Source organism: Variovorax sp. GW822-FHT04A09 (genome assembly GCF_058801005.1).
In genome coordinates this window covers 1,663,042-1,685,339 of the sequence record NZ_JBXAMV010000001.1, presented here as the reverse complement: position 1 = coordinate 1,685,339, position 22,298 = coordinate 1,663,042, and the positions used below count along the sequence as shown (strand labels likewise).

The 22,298-nt window shown below is 69.0% G+C and carries 20 protein-coding genes; 10 read left to right on the top strand and 10 right to left on the bottom strand.

Features of this window, described 5'->3' with window-relative positions; genetic code table 11:
- Positions 1 to 27: 27 nt before the first annotated feature.
- Positions 28 to 1,731 (bottom strand): electron transfer flavoprotein-ubiquinone oxidoreductase, encoded by a 1,704-nt coding sequence (locus AC1RLW_RS07575; protein ID WP_062474428.1) that lies wholly within the window; start codon positions 1,729 to 1,731, stop codon positions 28 to 30.
- 140 nt (positions 1,732 to 1,871) lie between these two features.
- Here AC1RLW_RS07575 and AC1RLW_RS07570 point away from each other — a divergent pair, with 140 nt between their 5' ends.
- From AC1RLW_RS07570 to AC1RLW_RS07560, 3 genes are all read left to right on the top strand, one after another.
- The gene (locus tag AC1RLW_RS07570; protein WP_493192646.1) at positions 1,872 to 2,654 is read left to right on the top strand and encodes an SDR family oxidoreductase; all 783 of its coding nucleotides are present in this window, start codon (positions 1,872 to 1,874) and stop codon (positions 2,652 to 2,654) included.
- A gap of 77 nt (positions 2,655 to 2,731) precedes the next feature.
- Positions 2,732 to 3,568 (top strand): DMT family transporter, encoded by an 837-nt coding sequence (locus AC1RLW_RS07565; RefSeq protein WP_492678263.1) that lies wholly within the window; start codon positions 2,732 to 2,734, stop codon positions 3,566 to 3,568.
- Positions 3,565 to 3,987 carry an acyl-CoA thioesterase gene (locus AC1RLW_RS07560; RefSeq protein WP_070059373.1) on the top strand — a complete coding sequence of 141 codons (423 nt, stop codon included), beginning with the start codon at positions 3,565 to 3,567 and terminating at the stop codon, positions 3,985 to 3,987. Before AC1RLW_RS07565 ends, AC1RLW_RS07560 begins: the two co-directional genes overlap by 4 nt.
- A gap of 30 nt (positions 3,988 to 4,017) precedes the next feature.
- On the opposite strand, the gene AC1RLW_RS07555 is transcribed toward AC1RLW_RS07560, so the two are convergent.
- The gene (locus AC1RLW_RS07555; protein WP_139705210.1) at positions 4,018 to 5,376 is read right to left on the bottom strand and encodes a sensor histidine kinase; all 1,359 of its coding nucleotides are present in this window, start codon (positions 5,374 to 5,376) and stop codon (positions 4,018 to 4,020) included.
- A complete protein-coding gene (locus AC1RLW_RS07550; RefSeq protein ID WP_062474437.1) occupies positions 5,373 to 6,047 on the bottom strand; it encodes a response regulator in 675 nt (224 codons plus the stop codon). Before AC1RLW_RS07550 ends, AC1RLW_RS07555 begins: the two co-directional genes overlap by 4 nt.
- Before the next feature lie 138 nt (positions 6,048 to 6,185).
- Between AC1RLW_RS07550 and AC1RLW_RS07545 the strand changes: the two genes are divergently transcribed.
- The 3 genes from AC1RLW_RS07545 to AC1RLW_RS07535 are packed head-to-tail and all read left to right on the top strand — an operon-like array spanning position 6,186 to position 9,279.
- On the top strand, positions 6,186 to 6,896 hold the full coding sequence (locus AC1RLW_RS07545) for a phosphatase PAP2 family protein (RefSeq protein ID WP_493192645.1): 711 nt from the start codon (positions 6,186 to 6,188) through the stop codon (positions 6,894 to 6,896).
- Entirely contained in the window at positions 6,883 to 7,458 is a 576-nt protein-coding gene (locus tag AC1RLW_RS07540) for a phosphatase PAP2 family protein (RefSeq protein WP_095744881.1), read from the top strand. Before AC1RLW_RS07545 ends, AC1RLW_RS07540 begins: the two co-directional genes overlap by 14 nt.
- Positions 7,459 to 7,515: 57 nt before the next feature.
- Positions 7,516 to 9,279, top strand: a complete 1,764-nt coding sequence (locus tag AC1RLW_RS07535) for a phosphoethanolamine transferase (protein ID WP_493192644.1) — start codon at positions 7,516 to 7,518, stop codon at positions 9,277 to 9,279.
- 22 nt (positions 9,280 to 9,301) lie between these two features.
- Here AC1RLW_RS07535 and AC1RLW_RS07530 read toward each other — a convergent pair whose 3' ends face one another.
- The 4 genes from AC1RLW_RS07530 to eat are packed head-to-tail and all read right to left on the bottom strand — an operon-like array spanning position 9,302 to position 13,502.
- Entirely contained in the window at positions 9,302 to 9,883 is a 582-nt protein-coding gene (locus tag AC1RLW_RS07530) for a peroxidase-related enzyme (protein WP_493192643.1), read from the bottom strand.
- The gene (eutC, locus tag AC1RLW_RS07525; protein WP_493192642.1) at positions 9,880 to 10,695 is read right to left on the bottom strand and encodes an ethanolamine ammonia-lyase subunit EutC; all 816 of its coding nucleotides are present in this window, start codon (positions 10,693 to 10,695) and stop codon (positions 9,880 to 9,882) included. Before eutC ends, AC1RLW_RS07530 begins: the two co-directional genes overlap by 4 nt.
- Positions 10,692 to 12,086 carry an ethanolamine ammonia-lyase subunit EutB gene (locus tag AC1RLW_RS07520; RefSeq protein ID WP_493192641.1) on the bottom strand — a complete coding sequence of 465 codons (1,395 nt, stop codon included), beginning with the start codon at positions 12,084 to 12,086 and terminating at the stop codon, positions 10,692 to 10,694. Before AC1RLW_RS07520 ends, eutC begins: the two co-directional genes overlap by 4 nt.
- Before the next feature lie 9 nt (positions 12,087 to 12,095).
- A complete protein-coding gene (gene eat / locus AC1RLW_RS07515) occupies positions 12,096 to 13,502 on the bottom strand; it encodes an ethanolamine permease (RefSeq protein ID WP_493192640.1) in 1,407 nt (468 codons plus the stop codon).
- A gap of 136 nt (positions 13,503 to 13,638) precedes the next feature.
- On the opposite strand from eat, the gene AC1RLW_RS07510 reads away from it, so the two are divergent.
- The 3 genes from AC1RLW_RS07510 to AC1RLW_RS07500 all read left to right on the top strand — a co-directional run bounded on the left by AC1RLW_RS07510 (position 13,639) and on the right by AC1RLW_RS07500 (position 15,082).
- Positions 13,639 to 14,052: an FKBP-type peptidyl-prolyl cis-trans isomerase gene (locus AC1RLW_RS07510; RefSeq protein ID WP_062474455.1), complete on the top strand. Its 414-nt coding sequence runs from the start codon at positions 13,639 to 13,641 to the stop codon at positions 14,050 to 14,052.
- 170 nt (positions 14,053 to 14,222) lie between these two features.
- Entirely contained in the window at positions 14,223 to 14,453 is a 231-nt protein-coding gene (locus AC1RLW_RS07505; protein WP_493192639.1) for a hypothetical protein, read from the top strand.
- Positions 14,454 to 14,587: 134 nt separating this feature from the next.
- A complete protein-coding gene (locus AC1RLW_RS07500) occupies positions 14,588 to 15,082 on the top strand; it encodes a pentapeptide repeat-containing protein (protein WP_493192638.1) in 495 nt (164 codons plus the stop codon).
- 25 nt (positions 15,083 to 15,107) lie between these two features.
- Here the strand turns inward: AC1RLW_RS07500 and AC1RLW_RS07495 are convergent, their stop codons facing one another.
- Positions 15,108 to 16,706 (bottom strand): OpgD/OpgG family glucan biosynthesis protein, encoded by a 1,599-nt coding sequence (locus AC1RLW_RS07495; protein WP_493192637.1) that lies wholly within the window; start codon positions 16,704 to 16,706, stop codon positions 15,108 to 15,110.
- 238 nt (positions 16,707 to 16,944) lie between these two features.
- Here AC1RLW_RS07495 and AC1RLW_RS07490 point away from each other — a divergent pair, with 238 nt between their 5' ends.
- Positions 16,945 to 17,697: an alpha/beta fold hydrolase gene (locus tag AC1RLW_RS07490; protein WP_493192636.1), complete on the top strand. Its 753-nt coding sequence runs from the start codon at positions 16,945 to 16,947 to the stop codon at positions 17,695 to 17,697.
- Here the strand turns inward: AC1RLW_RS07490 and AC1RLW_RS07485 are convergent.
- Positions 17,690 to 18,733, bottom strand: a complete 1,044-nt coding sequence (locus AC1RLW_RS07485) for an RNA methyltransferase (RefSeq protein ID WP_493192635.1) — start codon at positions 18,731 to 18,733, stop codon at positions 17,690 to 17,692. The two genes, AC1RLW_RS07490 and AC1RLW_RS07485, sit on opposite strands and share 8 nt — an antisense overlap.
- 154 nt (positions 18,734 to 18,887) lie before the next feature.
- Entirely contained in the window at positions 18,888 to 22,145 is a 3,258-nt protein-coding gene (locus AC1RLW_RS07480) for a hypothetical protein (RefSeq protein ID WP_493192634.1), read from the bottom strand.
- Between the last annotated feature and the right edge of the window lie 153 nt (positions 22,146 to 22,298).

Here is a 22,298-nt window from a genome sequence, read left to right as displayed (position 1 = left end):
GCTTTCTGATGTGTCTTGAGGGGCGCCTTACATGCCCACGTAGTTCGGACCGCCGCCGCCTTCGGGCGTGACCCAGACGATGTTCTGCGTCGGGTCCTTGATGTCGCAGGTCTTGCAGTGCACGCAGTTCTGCGCGTTGATCTGCAGGCGCTCCTTGCCGGCGCTGGCTTCGTCGGGCACGAACTCGTACACGCCGGCCGGGCAGTAGCGGCTTTCGGGGCCGGCGAACTTGGCGAGGTTGACGTTGACCGGCACCGACGCATCCTTCAGCGTCAGGTGGGCGGGTTGCTGCTCTTCATGGTTCGTGTTGCTGATGAACACGCTGGAGAGGCGGTCGAAGGTGAGCTTGCCGTCCGGCTTCGGATAGACGATGGGCTTGCACTCGGCGGCCGGCTTCAGGTACTGGTGGTCGGGCTTGTTGCGGCGCAGGGTCCATGGGATGTGGCCCTTGAGCAGCCACTGCTCGACGCCGTTCATGACCGTCGCGATGCCCAGGCCCTTCTTGAACCAGGCCTTGAAGTTGCGCGCCTTGTTCAGCTCGGTGTAGAGCCAGCTCTTCTCGAACGCGGCCGGGTAGGCCGTGAGCTCGTCGTGCTGGCGGCCGGCCATGACGGCGTCGAAGGCGGCTTCGGCGCACAGCATGCCGGTCTTGATGGCGGCGTGGCTGCCCTTGATGCGGCTCACGTTCAGGTAGCCGGCCTCGCAGCCGACCAGCGCGCCGCCCGGGAACACCGTCTTGGGCAGCGACATCAGGCCGCCGGCCGTGATGGCGCGCGCGCCGTAGCCGATGCGCTTGGCGGGCTTGATGCCCTTGGCTTCGTCGCCCTCGAGGTACCAGCGGATGTTGGGGTGCAGCTTCCAGCGCTGCATTTCCTCGAACGGGCTCAGGTACGGGTTGCTGTAGTCCAGGCCCGTGATGAAGCCCATCGTGACCTTGTTGTCCTCCATGTGATAGAGGAACGCGCCGCCGTAGGTGTTGTTGTCCATCGGCCAGCCGGCCGTGTGCAGCACGAAGCCGGGCTGGTGGCGCTTGGGATCGATTTCCCAGACTTCCTTGACGCCCAGGCCGTAGGTCTGCGGGTCGCGGCCTTCGTCGAGCTTGAATTTGGCGATGAGCTGGCGGCCCAGGTGGCCGCGCGCGCCTTCGGCGAACACCGTGTACTTGCCCAGCAGCTCCATGCCGAGCTGGAAGTTCTCGGTGGGCTCGCCGTCCTTGCCGACGCCCATGTTGCCGGTGGCGACGCCGCGCACCGAGCCGTTCTCGTTGTAGAGCACTTCGGCGGCCGGGAAGCCGGGGAAGATTTCCACGCCCAGGTTCTCGGCCTGCTGCGCCAGCCATTTGGTGAAGGCACCCAGGCTGATGATGTAGTTGCCGTGGTTCTGGAAGCAGGCCGGCAGGAAGGCGTTGGGCGTGCGCAGGCCCGACTTTTCGCTCAGGAACACCATGGCGTCGTCGGTCACGGGCTGGTTCAGCGGGGCGCCGAGTTCCTCCCAGTCGGGCAGCAATTCGTTGAGCGCGCGCGGGTCCATGATGGCGCCCGACAGGATGTGCGCGCCGGGCTCGGAACCCTTCTCGAGCACCACGACGGAGATTTCCTTCTCCTGCTGGGCGGCGAGCTGCTTGAGGCGGATCGCGGTCGAGAGGCCGGCGGGGCCGCCGCCGACCACGACCACGTCGTATTCCATGGCTTCGCGAGGGCCGAACTGGGCGAGGATTTCGTCGTGCGTCATGTGGGTTGGGTCGATAATGATTTTTAGAGGCGCGGGGGCGTCCCGGTTCGCCGGGCATTTTATGCGGCGTCCGGCGGTGGCCTTGTCGCCCGCAGGCGAGGCGCCTTGCGTCACCTGCGCGACTCCACAGGATTCAGCTCATGGCTTACAGCATCGATCTCTCCGGCCGCGTGGCTTTCGTCACCGGCGCCTCCAGCGGACTGGGCGCCCAGTTCGCGAAAACACTGGCCCGTGCCGGCGCCGCCGTGGTGCTGGCCAGCCGCCGCGTCGAGAAGCTCAAGGAGCTGCGCGCGCGCATCGAAGGCGAGGGCCACGACGCCCACGTGGTTGAGCTCGACGTGACCGACATCGGCAGCATCAAGGCCGCCGTGGCGCGCGCCGAGACCGGGGTGGGGCCCATCGACATCCTGGTCAACAACTCGGGCGTGAGCGCCACGCAGCGCCTGCAGGACGTCACGCCCGAGGACTACGACTATATCTTCGACACCAACGTGAAGGGCTCCTTCTTCGTCGCGCAGGAGGTCGGCAAGCGCATGCTGGCGCGCGCCCAGGGCAAGGCGCCGGGCACCTACATCGGCGGACGCATCATCAACATCGCGTCGTCAGCGGCGCTGAAGGTCATGCCGCAGATCGGCACCTACTGCATGAGCAAGGCCACCGTGGTGCAGATGACCAAGGCCATGGCGCTCGAATGGGGCCGCTTCGGCATCAACGTGAACGCGCTGTGCCCGGGCTACATCACGACCGAGCTCAACGAAGAACACTGGAGCACCGAAGGCGGCGCCAAGCTGGTCAGCATGCTGCCGCGCAAGCGCGTGGGCAAGCCCGAAGACCTCGACGGCCTGATCGTGCTGCTGGCCAGCGGCGAGAGCCATTTCGTGAACGGCGCGGTCATCGCGGCCGACGACGGGTTCGCCCTCTGAGTCCGCGGGCCTGGATCGGCATTGCCGCCGGCCTGGGCGCAGGCGCGCTCTGGGGCCTGGTGTTCGTGGCGCCGCGCATGGTCGGCCACTTCGGCATGGTCGACATCACGGCGGCGCGCTTCGCGGTGTTCGGCGCGGTGTCGGCGCTGGCGGTGTTCGCACGGCCCGCGGCCGTGCGCTGGCCCACGGGCCGGCAGGCGCTGGCGGCGCTCGGCCTCAGCGTGCTGGGCTTCAGCGGCTACTACCTGCTGCTGGCCTTCGGCATCGCGGCGGCGGGCACCGAGGTGCCCAGCCTCATCATCGGCACCATTCCCGTCTGGATGATGCTGCTGGGCCGGCCCGCGGGCCTGCACATGCGGGCCTTGCTGCCCGGCCTGCTGCTCACGGGCGCGGGCATCGCACTGATGATCTGGGGCGCGTGGTCGGCGCAGCACGGCGCGGGCGGTGGTGGCGGCGGCGCGCGCTTCGGCTGGGGCATTGCGCTGGCGCTGTGCTCGATGGTGAGCTGGACGGTCTACGGCCTGCTCAACGCCGCCTGGCTGCAACGGCACCGCGAGGTGCATGCGGCCGACTGGGCCAACTGGCTGGGCATCGCCACCGGCCTCGGGGCCTTGCTGCTGTGGGCGGTGGCGGGCAGCGATGTCGCCACGCTGCAGTCGCAGCCCGACGGCATGCTGTTCATCTGGATCGCGCTGGCGAGCGGTTTCGGCTCGTCGTGGCTCGCGACCATTCTCTGGAACGTCGCGAGCCAGCGCCTCTCGGCCAGCCTGTGCGGCCAGCTCATCGTGAGCGAGACGCTGTTCGCCTTGCTCTATTCCTTCCTCTGGGACGGCCGCTGGCCGCAGGCCACCGAATGGGTGGCGGCGGCGCTGTTCGTCCTGGGCATCCTCGCATCCATCAAGGCCCACCGATGAGAATCGAAATCCCCGAAAAGAAGAAGCTCGTGTACGAGATGTCGATCCCCATCCGCTGGGGCGACATGGACGCCATGGGCCACCTGAACAACGGCACCTACTTCCGCTACCTCGAGACGGCGCGCATCGACTGGATCCGCTCGCTCGGCGTGGAGCCCACGCCGGGCGGCGAGGGCATGGTGATCGTCAACGCCTTCTGCAACTTCTACCGGCAGATCGAGTACCCGGGCAACGTGCGGATCAAGATGTACGTGAGCGACCCGGGGCGCACCACCTTCGAGAGCTGGGCCACGATGGTCCGCGAAGACGCACCCGACGTGCTCTGCGCGGCCGGCGGCGCCACCACCATCTGGGTCGATTTTCCGAAGCAGAAGGCGCTGGCGCTGCCCGACTGGCTGCGCGAGATCGTCAGCGACTGAGGACGCGCTGACGCGTCTGCGAAAAAAAGCTCAGGCCGGCCGCAGCACGATGCGCGCCTCGAAGCCGCGTGCCATGCCGGGCGGTGGCGAGGCCAGTTCCAGCGTCGCGTTGTGCTTCTCGACGATGGTGCCCACGATCGACATGCCCAGGCCGTAGCCGGCGCGGTCCGAGCCGTGGCGCACATGGCGCTGGTGCAGCGACTGCAGCTGTTCGGGGCTGACACCCGGGCCGGCATCGCGCACCACCAGCACGCAGGGTGCCGCCACTTCGATCGTCACGCGGCCGTCGCCGCTGTAGCGCAGGGCGTTCTCCACGAGGTTGCGCAACGCGATCGCCAGCGCGTCGACGTCGCCGAAGGCCACCGGTGCGGCGCTGTCGGGCACCTTGAGCTTCAGACGTTCGTTGATCTGCGGGTCTTGCCAGAACTCCTGCGCCACCGTGCCCGCCAGCTGCACCAGATCGACCCGCGCCCGCGCGAGCGAGGCGCCCGATTCGGCGCGCGACAGCTGCAGCAGCTTTTCAGCACGGTGGCTCAGCATCTGCAGCGCCTGCAGCGCGCCTTCGACGTCGGTGCGCTTCAGGTCGTGGTCGAGCGCGGTCTGCAACCGCAGGCGCGCGGCGGCCAGGGGCGTGCGCAGTTCGTGCGCGGCATTGGCGGCCAGCGCGCGCTCCACATCGAGCGACTGCGACAGCCGCTGCAGCAGCCGGTTGACATGGTCGCCCACCGCGCGCAGCTCCTGCGGCAGGCCGGGCAGGGTGATCGGACGCAGGTCCGCGCCGTTGCGCTTCTCGATCTCGGCGGCCAGCTGCTGCAGCACGCGCAGCTCGGTGCGCGCCACGCGGCGCAGCACCAGCGCCAGCAGCGGCAGCACCGCGCCGAGCGGGATGATGAGGCCGAACAGCGTGCGGTTCAGCGCGCGGCGGCGCTCGTCGAGCGGGTCGGCCACCTGGAAGTACAGGCCCAGCGTGGGGTGGCGCACGGTGTAGATGCGCCAGGTCTGGTTGTTGGCGAAGCCGGCGGCCAGCGGCACGTCGAAGGCGTCGTCGGGGGCTTCGGCCGAGCGCAGCAGCACGTGCTCGTGTACGTCGACCACCTGGTACATCACGGCGTCTTCGGAGAAAAGCTGCTTGGGTGCGATCAGCGGCGTGTCCTGCTTGCCGCTTTCATGGCGCAGGCGCAGCTTCTCGAGCTCCTGCACCGCCATGTCGAACATGCGGTGCGACACCTCCACCAGCTCGTTGTCGAAGTTGTGGTTGATCTCGCGGTCCACGTACCAGACCACGGCGAGCACGCACAGCAGCCACACGCCGCCGACCCACAGGATCAGCGTGCGCGTGAGGCGTCCGGCCAGCGAATCGCGGCGGTCGCGCAGCAGGGCGCTGGTCATTCCTCGTCGTCCGCCGAGAACGACAGCCGGTAGCCCAGGCCGCGCAGCGTCTGGATGTGGCTGCGCCCGAGCTTGCGCCGCAGCCGGCTGATGAACACCTCGAGCGTGTTGCTGTCGGCCTCGTCGCCGAAGCCGTAGAGCGCGTCGGCCAGGTTGTCGCGCGTGTGGATGCGCTCGGGCCGCGTGGCCATCACGCGCAGCAGGGCCCATTCCTTCTGCGTGAGCACGACGGGCACGCCGTCCTTGCGCACGCGGTCGTGGGCCAGGTCGATCTCCAGCGTGCCCAGCTGCAGCACCGGCGAGGTGTTGGCGCTGCGCCGGCGCTCCACGGCGCGCAGCCGCGCCAGCAGCTCGGCCGGGTCGTAGGGCTTGATGAGGTAGTCGTCGGCGCCGGCGTCGAGGCCGCGGATGCGGTCGGTGACCTGGTCGCGCGCCGTGAGCACGATGACGATGGGCGGCTCGCGCAGCGCACGCACCTGCGGCAGTAGAGAAAGGCCGTCGCCGTCGCCCAGGTGCAGGTCGAGCAGCACCGCCGCGTACTGCACCGAGAGCAGGGCGCCGCGCGCCTCGGCCAGGCTGGGGGCCACGTCGACGACGAACGCCTTGGCGACGAGGTAGCTGCAGACCGCGTCTGCCAACGAACTGTCATCTTCGACCAGCAAGATTCGCACGCGGTGGCCCTTACAAAAACTCGAAGTCTAGCGCCGCCCCTCTGGCGATCGCGTCAGGAATCGTTCAGGTCGCTTCAGACTGGGTTCATCCCGCGTGCGTAGGCTCGCGCCAGTCTGTTCCGAGGCCTGTTTTTCTTCATGACCCGTCGTACCCCGCATCTCCGTCTCGGAGCCCTGACCTTGCTTGCCCTGGCCCTGCTGATGATCTGGGACGCCCTTGGCGGCGACCTGCCGCTGGCTCGCCTGGCCGGCACGCCGATGGGCTTTCCCTGGCGCGAGAACCCCTTTCTGGTCCACGTGATGCACGAGGGCGCGAGAAACCTCAGCTGGCTGCTGGTGTTCGGCCTGTTCGCCGCCATCCGCTGGCCCGTGGGCGTGCTGCGGCGCCTGGGCACGGGCGCCCGCGTGCAGCTGGCGCTGACGGTGCTGGCTTCGGTGCTGGCCGTGAGCCTGATCAAGCATGCGAGCGACACCAGCTGCCCCTGGGACCTGAAGGAGTTCGGCGGCGTGGCGCGCTATGTGTCGCACTGGGCCTGGGGCCGGGACGACGGCGGGCCGGGCGGCTGCTTTCCGGCCGGCCATGCCTCGGCCGCCTTCGCCTACCTTGGCGGGTATTTCGTGCTGCGGCATGTGGCACCGCGCGGGGCCGTCGTTTGGCTGTGCGTGGCGCTGGTCGCCGGGCTCGTGCTGGGCGTGGCGCAGCAGATGCGCGGCGCGCACTACATGAGCCACACGCTGTGGACCGCCTGGGTCTGCTGGACGGTCGGCTTCCTCATCGAACTGGTGGCGACGCGCCGCCGCACGTCCCCTCCCATCGAGCGCACCGCGCCCCTGCATGCAAGCCCTTGATTTCGCCCTGTTCAGCTGGCTCAACGCCTCGGCCTCCGCGCCGGCGTGGAGCCTGCGCTTCGCGATGTTCGCGTCCGACGTGCTGCCGACCCTGCTGGCGCTGTCCATCGCGGCCGCCGCGGCCTTCGATCGCCGCTGGCGCCACGCCTTCTTCACCGCGCTGGTCAGCGTGCTCGTCGTGTGGCTGGTGGTGAACGTGTTCCGCTCGGTGCTGCCGTTCCCGCGGCCCGCGTTCTACGGCCTGGGCATCCAGTGGGTGCCGCAGGGCGCGCGGCCGGGCTTCCCCAGCCTGCATGCGGCCGGCACCTTTGCCGCCGCCTTCTCGCTGTGGTGCCTGCCGTGGCGCACGCCCATGCGGCTGGCGCTGGTGGCGGCGGTGGTGGTGGCCTGGAGCCGGCTGTACCTGGGCCTGCATTTTCCGACCGACGTGACGGCCGCCGCGATCCTGGCGGCGCTGGTCTCGATCGTGGTGGAGCGCGGCATCAGCCGCCCCGCCGGCCGCGCGGTGTCGCGCAGCCCGCGCCTGCGTCTGCTGCGTCGCGCGCGCATCGGCCGAGCCTGAATGCGCTCTGAATGAACTGTTCAGGCTCTCTTCAGGCACGCTGCCTACATTGGCGGCATGTCTGTTTCGCGTCTCGACTCCGCGCTGCTGGCGCGTGCTCCCAGCCGATCTGAATCCCGCCCCGCGCCGCTGTCGGATGCGGGCGCCGCCGGTACTTTCTGGCAACGCATCGACCGCTGGATCTCGCAGCCCCGCTCGACGCGGCAGGTGATCCTCTGGCTCAGCCTGTACCTCGGCCTCACCGCCAACTGGCCGCTGCTGAACGACCTGGCCCGCCTGGGCGGCGCGCCCAGCACCTACATGCCGACCATCGCCGCGCTGGGGATGCTCACCTTCTGCGGCACCGTCGCGATGCTGTCGCTCACGGCCTGGTCGCGCTGGATGAAGCCGTTGTGGCTGCTCGTGGTCGTGATCGCCGCGGTGGCGCAGCACTACATGCTCCAGTACCGCGTGGTGATGGACCCGAGCATGATCGCGAACGCGTTCCAGACCGACCCCAACGAAGCGCGCGACCTGCTGAGCGGGCGCATGGCCTTCAACGTGCTCGTGGTCGTGCTGCCCGCGGCCTGGGCGATCTGGCGCGTGCGCATCGTGCCGATGGGGCTGCTGTCGCACGTCTGGCGCAACGCGCTGCTGCTGGTGCTGGCCGCCGTCGTGGCGGTGGTCACGGCCGTGGCCATGAACCGGCAGCTCGCGCCGCTGATGCGCAACAACGTGCACCTGCGCTACATGATGAACCCGATCGCCAGCCTGTACTCGGCCGGCGCCGTGGTGCTCAAGCCGATGTTCAAGCGCAGCAGCAAGCTGATCCCGATCACCGCAGGCACGGCGCTGGGCGCGAGCTACGCAGCGCAGAAGCGCCCGCCGCTGTTCGTGGTGGTGGTGGGCGAGACCGCGCGGTCCGATCACTTCGGCCTGAACGGCTACGCCCGCGACACCACGCCCGAGCTGGCGAAGCGCAACGTGCTGAGCTACCGCGAGGTGCGCTCGTGCGGCACCAACACACTGGCCTCGGTGCCCTGCATGTTCTCGCCCCTGGGCAAGAGCGGCTACGAGTCGCGCAAGGACGAGTACGAGAACCTCATGGACGTGCTGCAGGCCTCGGGCCTGGCCGTGTTCTGGCTCGACAACCAGGCCGGCTGCAAGGGCGTGTGCGCGCGCATCCCGAACGCCTCTGCCTTCGACGGGCTCGACGCGGCCACCAAGAAGGCCCTGTGCGACGGCGAGGAGTGCCTCGACAACGTGATGCTCAAGGGGCTGGACGAACGCATCGCCGCGCTGCCCGCCGAGCGCCGCGCCAAGGGCGTCGTGCTCGTGATGCACCAGATGGGCAGCCACGGCCCGGCCTACTACAAGCGTTCGGCGCCCGAGCTGAAGCGCTTCACGCCCGAGTGCAAGACCAACGCGCTGGCCGAGTGCGCGCATGCCGAGCTGATGAACGTCTACGACAACTCGATCGCGCAGACCGACCATTTCCTCGGCCAGACCATCGACTGGCTCCAGACCCAATCGAAGCAGTACGACACGGCGCTGCTGTACATGAGCGACCACGGCGAGTCGCTGGGCGAGTACGGCCTGTTCCTGCACGGCGTGCCCTACAGCTTCGCGCCCGATGCGCAAAAGCACGTGCCCATGGTCACGTGGTTCGGCGACGGCATGAGCGAGCGCCGCAAGCTCTCGCGCTCGTGCATGGAGGCGGGCCTGGATGCGCCGCTCACGCACGACAACCTCTATCACACGGTGCTGGGCCTCATGGACGTGACCACGCCCACCTACAAGCCCGCGCTCGATGCGCTGGCCTCGTGCCGCGGCAAGGCCTGAGCGCGCTCGCAGCTTCGGCTTCTTACTTCTTTTCGCGCGGCAGCCGGCCCATCAGGAAGAACTCCGGGTTCGGCTGCATGCCGCTGAAGCTGGCCAGGCGGTTGCTCAGGCCGAAGAAGGCGGTGATGGCCGCGATGTCCCAGATGTCCTCGTCGTCGAAGCCGTGCGCGTGCAGCGGCCCGAAGTCGCGGTCGTCGATCTCGTGCGAGCGTTCGCAGACCTTCATCGCAAAGTCGAGCATCGCGCGCTGGCGCTGCGTGATGTCGGCCTTGCGGTAGTTCACCGCCACCTGATCGGCCACCAGCGGTTTCTTCTCGTAGATGCGCAGCAACGCGCCGTGCGCCACCACGCAGTACAGGCATTGGTTCACCGCGCTGGTGGCGGTGACGATCATCTCGCGGTCGCCCTTGGTGAGCGAGCCTTCTTCCTTGAGCATCAGCGCGTCGTGGTACGCGAAGAAGGCCCGCCACTCGGCGGGGCGGTGCGCAAGGCCGAGGAACACGTTGGGCACGAAGCCGGCCTTTTCCTGCACGGCAAGGATCGCGGTGCGGATGTCGTCGGGCAGGTCTTTCAGTTCGGCGAGGGGGTAGCGAGGGGCGTTCATCTGCTTGTCTCCTGGGGATCGGTCCCGGGATCATAGGCAACGGCGTCCGGGCTTGCAGCCAGCACCGCCAGGTCGCTCTCGTCCTTGAGCCCCACCCCGCTCAACCCCCGGCGCAGCGACTCGCGCACCAGCCACGCAAGCTTGAAGGCGGCCTGCGCGTACGACAGCCCCTCGGGTCGCACGTTCGAGATGCAGTTGCGTTCGGCGTCGTGCCGGCCACGGCGCGGCGAATGGGTCAGGTAGATGCCGAGGCTGTCGGGCGAACTCAGGCCCGGGCGTTCGCCGATCAGCATGACCGACAGCGCCGCGCCGACCGCTTCGCCCAGTTCATCGGCCAGCGCCACGCGTGCCTGGGTGGCGATGAAGACGGGCGACAGGCGCGTGCCGGGCGGCAGCTGCGGGCGCAGCGCCGCGAGCAGCGGCACGGCGTGGCGGGCGACGGCGAGCGAGGAGAGGCCGTCACCGATCACGAAGCAGACGTCGCAGCCGCCCGCAGGTCGGCCGTCGCGCAGGCGCGCGGCGTCTTCGGCATCGAGCTGGCGGCCCAGGTCGGGGCGGCGCAGGTAGGTGGTGCGGTCGGGCGCGCGGCTGCGCACGCGATTCACGTCCCACTGGTCCGCGCGCAGTGCGGCATCGAGCGCGTCGACATCCAGTGCCGCATGGATCGCGTCGCGCGCCATCGCGTGGGCCCAGCCGAAGCGCAGCGTCTCGTCGGTGGGCATGCCGGCACCGGCGCGGCCCAGCGCGAGCCGCGCGGGCGTGGCGGCGCGCCATTGCGCCCAGGGGTTGGGGGTGACCGGCGAATCGCTCATGGCGCCAGCGCGGACAGTCCGCCCATGTCGCTCAACAGCCGGTTGGCCGTGGGCGGTGCGAGCCGCCCGGCGGTGTCGGTGATCTGCATGCGCTGCAGCCAGGCCTCGAACTCGGGCGCGCGCTTCAGGCCCAGCGTTTCGCGCAGGAAGAGGGCGTCGTGGAACGAGGTGCTCTGGTAGTTGAGCATCACGTCGTCCGCGCCCGGGATGCCCATGATGAAGTTGATGCCCGCCGTGCCCAGCAGCACGAGCAGCGTGTCCATGTCGTCCTGGTCGGCTTCGGCGTGGTTGGTGTAGCAGATGTCGCAGCCGATCGGCAGGCCCATCAGCTTGCCGCTGAAGTGGTCTTCGAGCCCGGCGCGGATGATCTGCTTGCCGTCGTACAGGTACTCGGGGCCGATGAAGCCGACCACGGTGTTGATGAGCAGCGGCTGGTAGCGCCGTGCGAGTGCATAGGCGCGCACCTCGCAGGTCTGCTGGTCGACGCCGAAATGGGCGTTGGCCGAGAGCGCGCTGCCCTGGCCGGTCTCGAAGTACATGAGGTTGTTGCCGACGGTGCCGCGCGAAAGCGACTGCGCCGCGGCATGGGCCTCGTCGAGCAAAGCGGGCGTCACGCCGAACGAGAGGTTCGCTTTCTCGGTGCCCGCGATCGACTGGAACACGAGGTCCACCGGCGCGCCGGCCTCGGCGAGCTTCAGCGTGTTGGTCACGTGCGTGAGCACGCAGCTTTGCGTGGGGATCTCGAAACGCTGGATCACCTCGTCGAGCATGTGCAGCAGGCGCCCGAGCACCGGCAGGCTGTCGGACACGGGGTTGATGCCGATCACCGCGTCGCCCGCGCCGTAGAGCAGGCCGTCGAGCGTGGAGGCGGCCACGCCGCGCAGGTCGTCGGTGGGGTGGTTGGGTTGCAGGCGAACGGCCAGGTGGCCGGGCAGGCCGATGGTGTCGCGAAAGCGCGTGACCACGTGGCACTTCTTCGCGACCGCGACCAGGTCCTGGTTGCGCATGAGCTTGGACACGGCCGCCACCATCTCGGGCGTGAGGCCTGGTGCGAGCGCGGCGAGTGCCTCTGTGGTGGCTTGCTCCGACAGCAGCCAGTTGCGGAAGTCGCCGACCGTGAGATGCGCGACCGGCGCGAAGGCCTGCGCATCGTGCGTGTCGATGATGAGCCGCGTGATGTTGTCCTGCTCGTAGGGAATCAGCGCCTCGGTGAGGAACTGCTTCAGCGGCGTGTCGGCCAGCACGTGGCGTGCGGCCATGCGCTGCTGCGCGGTCGCCGCGCCGAGGCCGGCGAGGTAGTCGCCCGAGCGCGCGGGGCTGGCGCAGGCGAGCACCTGTCGCAGATCGTCGAAGGCGAAGCCCTGGCCGGCAATGGTGGTGCGGTAGCGCATCTTTGTTTGTCAGGGCGTGGAAGACAACATCGCGTCCGGCGCGGCGGCGTCGCGCTGCGCCGAGGTGAGCAGGAAGTAGCCGTACGCGGCCGCCATCAGCACGAGGAACAGCACCGTGAGCATCGGGTTGAACCAGACCATCGCGCCCAGGCACACCAGGCCGAGCCCGAGCGCGACGGCCGGGAACACGGGGTAGAAGGGCGCGCGGTAGGTGCGCAGCAGGTCGGGCTCGGTGCGCCGCAGCTTGAACAGCGCGGCCATCGAGATCAGGTACATCACGATCGCACCGAGCACGGCCATGGTGACGATGTTGGCCGTGAGCGTCTGGCCGCCGAACTGCATCCATTCGTCGCTGAAGATGGCGGCGATGCCGACCACGCCGCCGGCCAGCAGCGCGCGGTGCGGCGTGTCGAAGCGCGGGCTCAGGCCGGCGAAGTAGGCGGGCAGGTAGCCGGCGCGCGCGAGCGCGAAGATCTGGCGCGAGTAGCCCATGAGGATGCCGTGGAACGAGGCGACCAGGCCGAACAGGCCGATCCACACCAGCATGTGCAGCCAGCCGCTGTTGGCGCCCACCACCGCTTTCATGGCCTGCGGCAGCGGGTCGTTGATGTTCGCGAGCTGGCGCCAGTCGCCCACGCCGCCCGCGAAGATCATCACGCCGAAGGCCAGCAGCACCAGCGTGACGATGCCGGTGGTGTAGGCCAGCGGAATCGTGCGGTGCGGATCGCGCGCCTCTTCGGCCGCCATGGCTGCGCCCTCGATGGCCAGGAAGAACCAGATCGCGAACGGGATCGACGCGAAGATGCCCGACACCGCCGCGCCGTTCAGCACGTTGCCGCCGGCCCATCCGTGGGCCACGAAGTTCGCCATCGACCAGCCCGGCGCGACCACGCCCATGAACACCAGCAGCTCGAAGATCGCGAGCACCGTGACGAACAACTCGAACGCCGCCGCGATGCCGATGCCGATCCAGTTCAGCCCGATGAAGACCACGTAGGCCCCGACCGCGAACCACTTCGGATTGATGCCAGGGAACTGCACGTTGAGGTAGGCGCCGATGGCCAGCGCGATGGCTGGCGGCGCGAAGACGAATTCGATCAGCGTCGCAAAACCCGCCACGAAACCGCCGCGCGGCCCGAAGGCGCGCCGCGCATAGGCGAAGGGGCCGCCCGCGTGCGGGATGGCGGTCGAGAGCTCGGTGAAACTGAAGATGAAGGTCGTGTACATCGTCGCCACCAGCACCGTGGCGACCAGGAAGCCGAGCGTGCCGGCCGTGTTCCAGCCGTAGCTCCAACCAAAGTACTCACCCGAGATGACGAGGCCGACCGCGATGCCCCACAACTGGACGGGACCGAGGACTTTCTTGAGATGACCGGTGCCGGCGACGGGGGCCGGCGGAGCGTCGTTGGAGCGCATGGGGGCTTCCTCTCTGGGCGGATGGTGACAGTGCACCCCTCCCAAAGCAAGGGCCGTTCCATCGGATACATCGGCGTACAGGGAGCTTCACGGGGGCTGTCCATAATCGGCAGCTTTTCAACCACCGAGGTGTTTCGTGAAGTCATTTTTCTGTGCCGCGCTCGTGTCCGTCCTTGCCATTCCCGCCGCCTTTGCGCAGTCCGCGGCGGTCACCACGCCCAGCGGCCTGATCTACCAGTCGCTCAAGGAAGGCACCGGCGCATCGCCCGCCGCCACCGACGTGGTCAAGGTCCACTACCGCGGCACCTTCCCCGACAGCGGCAAGGAGTTCGACAGCTCGTACAAGCGCGGCGAACCCACCGAGTTCCCGCTCAACGGCGTGATCCCGTGCTGGACCGAAGGCGTGCAGAAGATGAAGCCGGGCGGCAAGGCCAAGCTGACCTGCCCGGCGTCGATTGCTTATGGTGCGCGCGGTGCGGGCAACGGTTTGATTCCGCCGAATGCGACGCTGAATTTCGAAGTCGAGCTGGTGTCGGTCACAAAGCGATAACGGCCGAGGCCGGTCAGGACCGGCCTGGGCAATGAGCGGTGCGTGCAGTCCGTCACGCTGCTCGCTTCGCAATAGTTGCCCGATTCTTTCCTCCCGTTTTTGCGCGCATGGGCCTCCCACAATCCGCGGCCTGACTCCTGATCCACAGGAGCGGCTTCAGGGAGGAACACATGTCCGCATTCCGTGCTGCGCCAACGCGCACGCTCGACGTCAACAGCACCGCCATTCCGGTGTTTCTGGGGCGTCCGGCGCTCGAGCCGGTTCGTTTGTATGGGCGCGAAGCCGTCAACAGTCTGTTCGAGTACGAGCTGCTGCTCAAGACGTCCGACGCTCTCAACCTTGGCGCGAGCGAGGCGACGGATCTCGGCCGCGATGCGCAGGGAGTTGTCCAACATGGCTAAGCAGGAAAAGAAAAAGCCAGGATCGGTGGCTGGAACCATCCTGTGGGTGGTTCTTGCGCTCCTCGTCGTGCTTTGCGGGCTCTATTGGGCGTTCGTGTGTTTCGTCATGTGCGGTCGGATAGGTTGAGGGCACCATGAGCGCCAAACAAATCATCGAGGACCACGACAAGTGGCGAAAAGGCGCAGGCGGTGCGCCAGCGGGTCTGTCTGGCCAGAGCGACGGCAATGCCTACGCTGGCTTGGACCTGAACTTGATCACCTTCTCGTCCAGCGCCTTCAGTGGCAGCAGCTTCACATCGATCACTTTTCAAGATGCCGTCTGGACCGCATGCCAGTTCAGCGGTTGCTCCTTCAGCCAATGCGACATGCAGCGCATCGCGATCAACGGATGCACCTTTGTGGACTGCACTTTCAGTGCATCGCAGCTCAAGGCCAGCACGCTCAGTGATTGCGCCTTCACTCGATGCAACTGGACCGAACTGAACTTCGATGCGAGCCATTGGTCGGGTCTGAAGTTGCTTGAGTGCAGAGGCACGCAAGTGAGTGCGACCAACCTGCAGGGCGAGCAGGTCGACTTCACAGGAAGTCAGTTCGAAGACATGCAACTGACCAACGCACGAATCAACTGAGGCCGCAAGATGCAGCCGTTCCCACTCACCCCGGCTGATACTGATACAGCCAGGTCTCCGTCAACGTCTGATCCCCGTTCTTCAGATACAGCCGCATGTCGACCGGCTCCGTGCCCTCGGGCGTGAAGTCGAACTGTGCGCGCCAGTGGCCAGGCACGCCGTTAGGCACGGCTTCGGCGAATACGTAGGAGAACTTGCCGCGCGGCGCGGTGAGCACCAGTTCGGGCTTGACGCCGAAGGGCACCGTGGTGAGTGGCTGCCCGATGAACTCCACCATGAACTTGCGCACGCCCTGCGGCCGTGGCTGGCCGGGCTGGCCGCCGCGGCCGATGCGGGTGGCGACGCAGCGTGCGAGCGGTGACGGAAAAGGTTCCTGGTCCGTCCAGTGCAGCCGGTATTGCAGGCTGTAGCTCGCACCCGCTTTTGCATCGGCCTTGGGCACCCAGAAGGCGACGGTGTTGTCGTGGATCTCGTCGTCGGTCGGGATCTCGATGAGCTGCACCGAGCCTTCGCCCCAGTCGCCCAGCGGTTCGATCCACAGGCTCGGGCGCTTTTCGTAGTTGACGCCGTCCTGGTAGTGGTCGAAGTTGCGGTCGCGCTGCAGCAGGCCGAAGCCGCGCGGCCGGGTGTCGGCGAAAGCGGAGGCGCGGGTCTGCGTGGGGTTGTTGAGCGGTCGCCAGATGCGCTCGCCCGCGCCGTTCCAGATCGCGAGGCCGTCGGAGTCGTGCACCTCGGGGCGCCAGTCGATGGCGGTGGGCTTGATGGTCTCCGAGTACCAGTACATCGATGTGAGCGGCACCAGGCCCAGGCGCGACACGTCGCGGCGCAGGAACACGCGCGCGTCGATGTCCATGATCACGGCCTTGCCGCGCTGCATGACGAACTTGAACACGCCGGTGACGCTCGGCCCCTCGAGCAGCGCGTAGACGGTCATCGAGGTGGTGTTGCCCGCGGCGGGCGTCTCGAAATAGAAGCGCGTGAAGTTCGGGAACTCCTCGGGCTTGTCGGGCACCGCGACGTCGAGCGCGATGCCGCGCGCCGACAGGCCGTATTGGTAGAGCTCGCCGATGGCGCGGAAGTACGAGGCGCCGAGAAAGGCGACCCAGTCGTTCTTCTGCCAGTCGAGCTTGCTTTGATCGCCCAAGCGGCTTTCCTGCAGGCGGAAGCCTGCGAACCCGGCGCCTTCGGGCAGCGCGCGTGCGGGGCTGTCGGGGGGCATCGAGAAGTACGTCGGGCTGTAGAGCACCTCGCGCGCAAAGCTGTCGCCGCCGGCGGTCTCCAGCACGTGCATGCGCACCGGTGTCTGGAAGAAGCGGCCGAGGTGAAAGAACGTGACGGGAAACGCGCCGGGTCCGTCGCGGAAGAGGGCGTTGGCAGGGTCGAAGCGGATCTTGCCGTGCGCGTCGTAGTCGATGCGCTCCAGCACCTGCGGCGCCAGCGGCGCGGCGGCGGTGTAGGGGCGGGCTGCGAGGCGCTTGGCCTGCGCGACGAGCGCATCGAAGGAGAAGGGCGCCGGCTGGCTCAGTTGCAGGCCGTTGGCGGCCAGCGCCTCTTCGGGCAGTCCCAGGGCGGCGAGTGCGGCGGCGGCACTGCCGGCGGCGAGGAAGGATCGGCGATCAAGCATGGGTTCTTGAGGGGCGGCGAAAGCCTTTGGAGGAGAAGGGAAAAGAGAAGCGTCGGGGAGACGGGGAAAAACAACGCCAAGCATGCCCCGGACCACAGGGTACGGCGCGTCAGCCATTCCGCGCAAACGGGGCCGGACAAGGCCCCGCGCTGTCTTGCGGCAGCGGGTGCCGATCGGGCCCTTTCCGGTGCGTCGCCGGGTATTCTCGCGCCATCGAAAGTGCCAGGAGACAAAGGACATGTACACGGAACAAGGCGGCGAAGGCCCGGACCTGCTGGTGCTGCTGCACGGCATGGGCGCGACAGGCGCGGTGTGGTCGCCGCTGTGCGCGCAGGCGGATGCGCGATGGCGCGGCCGTTGGCTTGCGCTCGACCTGCCCGGGCACGGCGCATCGGACCGGCAGGCCTCCTACGCCATCGGCCAGCACGCCGCCGCCGTGGCGCGTGCGGTGCTGCCGCATCTGCAGCCCGAAGGCCGGCTCGTGGTGCTCGGCCATTCGCTGGGCGGCGTGATCGGCCTGGCTCTCGCGACGGGATGGTTCGGTGTCGTGCCGCACGCGGTGTTCGCGGCGGGCATCAAGGTCGCATGGAGCGATGAAGAGGTCCGCCGCATGGAGATGCTGGCGACGCAGCCCGCCAAGCGTTTCGCGACGGAAGAAGAGGCGTGGGACCGCTACCTGAAGGTCTCCGGCCTGGCCGCGATCGCCGACGCGGCGGCGCCTGTCGTGGCGCGCGGCGTGACGCAAGAGGACGAGGGTTGGCGCCTCGCGACGGACCCGCGCGCCAATGCCGTGGGCAAGCCGCCGCTGTCCGAACTGGTCGGCTTGGCGCGCTGCCCCGTCCACCTCGGCCAGGGGCGCCACGACGCACTGGTGACGATGGAACAGACCCGCTCCCTCGACCCCGACGCTCGCGACCTCGGCCCGCATGGCCACAACGTGATGGTCGAGGCGCCCGGCGCGGTGTGGGACTGGATGGCTTCGCTCAGCTGAGCCGGTCGTCGGCGCGGTGGATCGGCACCGTCACCCGCACCTCGGCCGCGCGTGCCCGCAGCTGGCCGCAGCCGCCGTCGACGTCCTGGCCGGCCGAGTAGCGCAGCTTCGTGAGGATGCCGCGTTCGTGCAGCGCGCGGGCCATCTGCTCGCAGCGCTCGCGCGACGGGCGGCCGAAGTCCACGCCCTCCACCGTGTTGAACGGGATCATGTTCAGCACGCCGTACTTGCCCGACAGCAGCCGCACGATGCCTTCGACTTCCTCGGGGCCGTCGTTCACGCCTTCGAGCAGCGTCCACTGGTACTGGATCGGGTAGCCGGTGGCGCGGGCGTAGTGCTCGCCTGCATCGATGAGGGCTTCGGGTGTCAGGTTCGGCGCGCGCGGCAGGAGCTTCTTGCGCAGCTCGGCATTGGTCGTGTGCAGCGAGAGCGCCAGCGCGGGCCGCACGCGCGCCTGCAGCAGCCGCTCGAACACGCGCGGGTCGCCCACGGTGGAGAACACCAGGTTCTTGTGGCCGATGTTGCCCACGGTGCCGAGCAGCTCGATGGCCTCGATCACGTTGTCCAGGTTGTGCGCCGGTTCGCCCATGCCCATGAACACCACCTTGCGCACCGGCCGGCGCAGGCGCGCGAGCGCGACCTGCGCAATGATCTCGGCGCTTTCGACCTGGCGCAGCAAGCCGTCGCGCCCCGTCATGCAGAACTGGCACCCGACGGCGCAGCCGACCTGCGACGAGACGCACAGGCCATCGCGCGGCAGCAGCACGCTTTCCACCGTCTGGCCGTCGGCCAGCGCAACGAGCAGCCGCTCGGAGCCGTCCGCGCCGGGATGAACCGCGTGGATGCGCGCCAGGCCCGCAAGTTCGGCCTCGATGGCCGGCAGGGCTTCCATCAGCGACGACGGGAAGAAGGTGGCCGGCAGGCGCCTGCCGCTGTTGCGCGGCAGCGCATGCGACCACAGCCGCAGGATGCGCTGCTCGTGGCTGGGACCGGCCCCGGCCTCGCGGAGTCGTCGTTTCAGTTCGTGGATTCGCATGCGCGGCGTGGGGCAAAGGGGCTCTGGTCTCGGGAGCGCCGATTGTGCACGGCAGGCGTGCGAAGGCGCAGCGCGCCGGAAGCGGTGCGCTGCGCCTTCGTGTGCGCGAATTGGAACAAAGGGGAGGGCCGTTGCCGGCCTCTCCCGCCTTCGGTCAGCCCAGCAGGCCGTGCAGGATGTTCGTCACAGGCGCCAGCGCAGAGCCCGTGCCGCTGTGGTCGAGCAGGCTGGTGATCGGGGCCACGACCTCGCAGACCAGCGGCGTGACCGCGTGCTCGACGGTGTTCACCACTTCCGCGACCACTGGGGCGACCGCCGAGCTGGCGCCGGCCAGGATGTCGGCTGCGGGCACCGCGGCGCCGGATGCGGCTTGCGTGGCCTCGGCCACGACCGGTGCCACGGCATCGCTTGCATGGCAGAGCACCGACGACACCGGCTCCAGGATGTCCGCGACGGGGCTCTTGCCTCCGAGCAAGCCGCCGAGCAGGCTGCCCACGAGGCCGTCTTCGCCGACGATGCCGCCGAGCAAGCCGCCTTCGCCGCCACCGAGGGCGCCGCCCAGCAGGCCGTCGTCACCCAGCACGCCACCGAGCAGACCGCCGTCGCCGCCGAGGACGCCGCCCAGGAGACCGTCGTCACCCAGCACGCCGCCGAGCAAGCCGCCGTCACCGCCGAGGACGCCGCCCAGCAAGCCGTCATCACCCAGCACGCCGCCGAGCAGACCACCGTCGCCGCCGAGAACGCCACCCAGGAGGCCGTCGTCACCGAGCACGCCGCCGAGCAAACCGCCGTCCCCGCCAAGGACGCCGCCCAGCAGGCCGTCGTCACCCAGCACGCCGCCAAGCAGACCACCGTCGCCGCCGAGGACGCCGCCCAGGAGACCATCGTCACCCAGTACGCCGCCGAGCAAGCCGCCGTCACCGCCGAGGACGCCGCCCAGCAGGCCGTCGTCACCGAGCACGCCGCCGAGCAGACCGCCGTCACCGCCGAGGACGCCACCCAGCAAGCCGTCATCACCCAGCACGCCGCCAAGCAATCCGCCGTCGCCGCCGCTGAGCAGGCTGCCCAGCAGGCCTTCGTCACCCAGCAAGCCGCCGAGCAGGCCTCCCTCACCACCGAGGACGCCACCCAGCAGACCGTCGTCGCCGAGCACGCCGCCGAGCAGGCCACCGTCGCCACCGAGGACGCCGCCCAGAAGGCCGTCGTCGCCGAGCAAGCCACCCAGCAAGCCGCCGTCACCGCCGAGCAGCCCGCCCAACAAACCATCGTCACCCAGCACACCGCCGAGCAAGCCGCCGCCGTCGCCGCCAAGGACGCCATTCAACAGGCCGCCGACCGGGCCTTCGGCACCGAGGATGCCGTCGTCGCCCAGCACACCGCCCAGCAGGCCGTCGTCACCGAGGACGCCACCCAGGAGCCCGTCATCGCCCACCAGGCCGCCGAGCAAGCCGTCTTCGCCGCCGAGCAGGCCGGCCAGCGGGGTCGCGTTCAGCAGGGAGCCGACCGCGCCATCGGGGCCGAGCAGGCTGTCCACGAGCCCGTCGCCACCGAGCAGTCCGCCGGTGAGGCCTTCGCTGCCGAGCAGGCCGGACAGGGCGCCGTCGCCGCCGAGCACGCCGCCCAGGATGCCTTCGTCACCGAGGAGGCCGCTGACCAGGCCGTCGTCGCCCAGCACGCCGCCAAGCAGGCCGCCCTCGCCACCGAGGAGGCCACCCAGCAGGCCGTCGTCACCCAGCACGCCCCCGAGCAAGCCACCTTCGCCACCGAGGACGCCGCCCAGCAATCCGTCGTCGCCGAGCACACCGCCGAGCAGACCGCCATCGCCACCGAGCAAGCCGCCCAACAGGCCGTCACCCAGCACACCGCCAAGCAAGCCACCTTCGCCACCGAGAACACCGCCCAGCAATCCGTCGTCGCCGAGCACACCGCCGAGCAGACCGCCATCGCCACCGAGCAAGCCGCCCAGCAGGCCATCGTCACCCAGCACACCGCCCAGCAAGCCGCCATCGCCGCCGAGCACGCCGCCCAGCAAACCGCCATCGCCCAGCACGCCGCCGAGCAGCCCGTCATCGCCCAGCAACTGCCCGATCAATCCGTCTTCGCCGAGCACGCTGCCCAGCAGGCTGCCGTCACCCAGCAGCCCCTCGAGCACCTGGCCGACGACACCGTCGGTGCCGAGCAGGTCGTCCACGAGGCCGTCCAGGCCCAGCGGGGTGGTGATGCCGCCGAGCAGGCCTTCGCTGCCCAGCACGTTCTCCAGCGCATTGCCCAGCGCATCGGTCAGGTAGTCGACCTGGCCGATCAGCGAGCCGACGAGGGCGTCGGTCAGGCCTTCGCCGAGCAGGCCGTCGACCACGGGGGTCAGCACGCCGCCCACGTGAACGGCAATGTTTTCGACCGCGTTGTCCACCGGTTCGAACTCGTTGGGATCGTTGGGCTTGAACTCCTCGCCGGTGACCGGCGAGAGCAGGTCGTCGACGAGGTCGGTGAGGCCGTCGGCCACGGGCATCAGCGAGGCCAGCGTGCCCGACGAGCCGGAGGCGCTGCGCACGTTGGTCGCACCGCCGCCCAGGCCGAGCGCGTTGTCGAGGGCGCCCAGCAGGTGCCCGGCGAGGCCGTCGCCCGGATCGAGCAGGTGGTCTGCGTCGGCATCGGCATCCGCGTCCGAATCGGCGTCTGCATCAGCGTCGGCGTCTGCATCCGAATCCGCGTCGGCGTCCGAATCGGCATCGGCATCGGCATCGGCGTCTGCATCCGAGTCGGCGTCGGCGTCTGCATCGGCATCCGAATCGGCATCCGCGTCGCTGTCGCCGATGCCCGAGACGAACAGCGGGAACCCGCCGCCGTCGCCGCCGCCACCGCCGCTCAGCGCGGCGCCCAGGCCGATGGCGCCCAGTGCGCCGAGTGCGAATTCACCCAGGCCGATGCCGCTGCCGGCTGCGGTCTTCTTGCTCACGGCGAGTGCCGCGGCTTCCGCGTCGCTGTCGGGCGAGGTGACATCGAGGTTGCCCGCGGCCACGTCGACGTTCACCTGCTCCAGGCCACTGGACAGCTTGGTCGAGGTGATGGTGGCGTCGGTGCCGCCTGCGAACACACCGGCCAGCGGCGCCTTGTTGGTGGCCGAGCCGGGGAAGAGCACGTTGGCCTGCCCACCGTCGGGCACGATCACGCGGTCGCCGGCGATGAGGGTCTGGTTGCCGTCCACCGGCATGCGAAATCCGTCGCGCATGACGACCGTGCCGGGCGTGGCGTTGGACAGGGTGCCCAGGCTGGTCGGCCCGGCGGGCGCGGCCATGGGAGTGCTCGACCCGACAGGGCCCAGGGGGGTGACGCTGGCCTGTGCAAGCACCACGGGGGCGCCGCTTTCGGCGGCGGCGGGGATCGAAGCGATCGGCGATACGGTGGTGGTCATGCGGCCTCCTCGTCAAATAAATGACTACAGAGGGCAACATGCGTGCCGCCTTCGACTTCAGCCCTCAGCGACGGGCCGGAAACGCCGTATCTCGTTGATTCGAAACGATTTTTGTGCGAATGGCCCTGTCAGGCCAATGGTGCAAAACGGGCA

Bases quoted from the DNA above. Each gene is read 5' to 3' on its own strand.
- AC1RLW_RS07575 (WP_062474428.1), bottom strand. From the start codon at position 1,731: ATGACGCACGACGAAATCCTCGCCCAGTTCGGCCCTCGCGAAGCCATG.
- AC1RLW_RS07570 (WP_493192646.1), top strand. From the start codon at position 1,872: ATGGCTTACAGCATCGATCTCTCCGGCCGCGTGGCTTTCGTCACCGGC.
- AC1RLW_RS07565 (WP_492678263.1), top strand. From the start codon at position 2,732: ATGGTCGGCCACTTCGGCATGGTCGACATCACGGCGGCGCGCTTCGCG.
- AC1RLW_RS07560 (WP_070059373.1), top strand. From the start codon at position 3,565: ATGAGAATCGAAATCCCCGAAAAGAAGAAGCTCGTGTACGAGATGTCG.
- AC1RLW_RS07555 (WP_139705210.1), bottom strand. From the start codon at position 5,376: ATGACCAGCGCCCTGCTGCGCGACCGCCGCGATTCGCTGGCCGGACGC.
- AC1RLW_RS07545 (WP_493192645.1), top strand. From the start codon at position 6,186: ATGACCCGTCGTACCCCGCATCTCCGTCTCGGAGCCCTGACCTTGCTT.
- AC1RLW_RS07540 (WP_095744881.1), top strand. From the start codon at position 6,883: ATGCAAGCCCTTGATTTCGCCCTGTTCAGCTGGCTCAACGCCTCGGCC.
- AC1RLW_RS07535 (WP_493192644.1), top strand. From the start codon at position 7,516: ATGTCTGTTTCGCGTCTCGACTCCGCGCTGCTGGCGCGTGCTCCCAGC.
- AC1RLW_RS07530 (WP_493192643.1), bottom strand. From the start codon at position 9,883: ATGAACGCCCCTCGCTACCCCCTCGCCGAACTGAAAGACCTGCCCGAC.
- eutC (WP_493192642.1), bottom strand. From the start codon at position 10,695: ATGAGCGATTCGCCGGTCACCCCCAACCCCTGGGCGCAATGGCGCGCC.
- AC1RLW_RS07520 (WP_493192641.1), bottom strand. From the start codon at position 12,086: ATGCGCTACCGCACCACCATTGCCGGCCAGGGCTTCGCCTTCGACGAT.
- eat (WP_493192640.1), bottom strand. From the start codon at position 13,502: ATGCGCTCCAACGACGCTCCGCCGGCCCCCGTCGCCGGCACCGGTCAT.
- AC1RLW_RS07505 (WP_493192639.1), top strand. From the start codon at position 14,223: ATGTCCGCATTCCGTGCTGCGCCAACGCGCACGCTCGACGTCAACAGC.
- AC1RLW_RS07500 (WP_493192638.1), top strand. From the start codon at position 14,588: ATGAGCGCCAAACAAATCATCGAGGACCACGACAAGTGGCGAAAAGGC.
- AC1RLW_RS07495 (WP_493192637.1), bottom strand. From the start codon at position 16,706: ATGCTTGATCGCCGATCCTTCCTCGCCGCCGGCAGTGCCGCCGCCGCA.
- AC1RLW_RS07490 (WP_493192636.1), top strand. From the start codon at position 16,945: ATGTACACGGAACAAGGCGGCGAAGGCCCGGACCTGCTGGTGCTGCTG.
- AC1RLW_RS07485 (WP_493192635.1), bottom strand. From the start codon at position 18,733: ATGCGAATCCACGAACTGAAACGACGACTCCGCGAGGCCGGGGCCGGT.
- AC1RLW_RS07480 (WP_493192634.1), bottom strand. From the start codon at position 22,145: ATGACCACCACCGTATCGCCGATCGCTTCGATCCCCGCCGCCGCCGAA.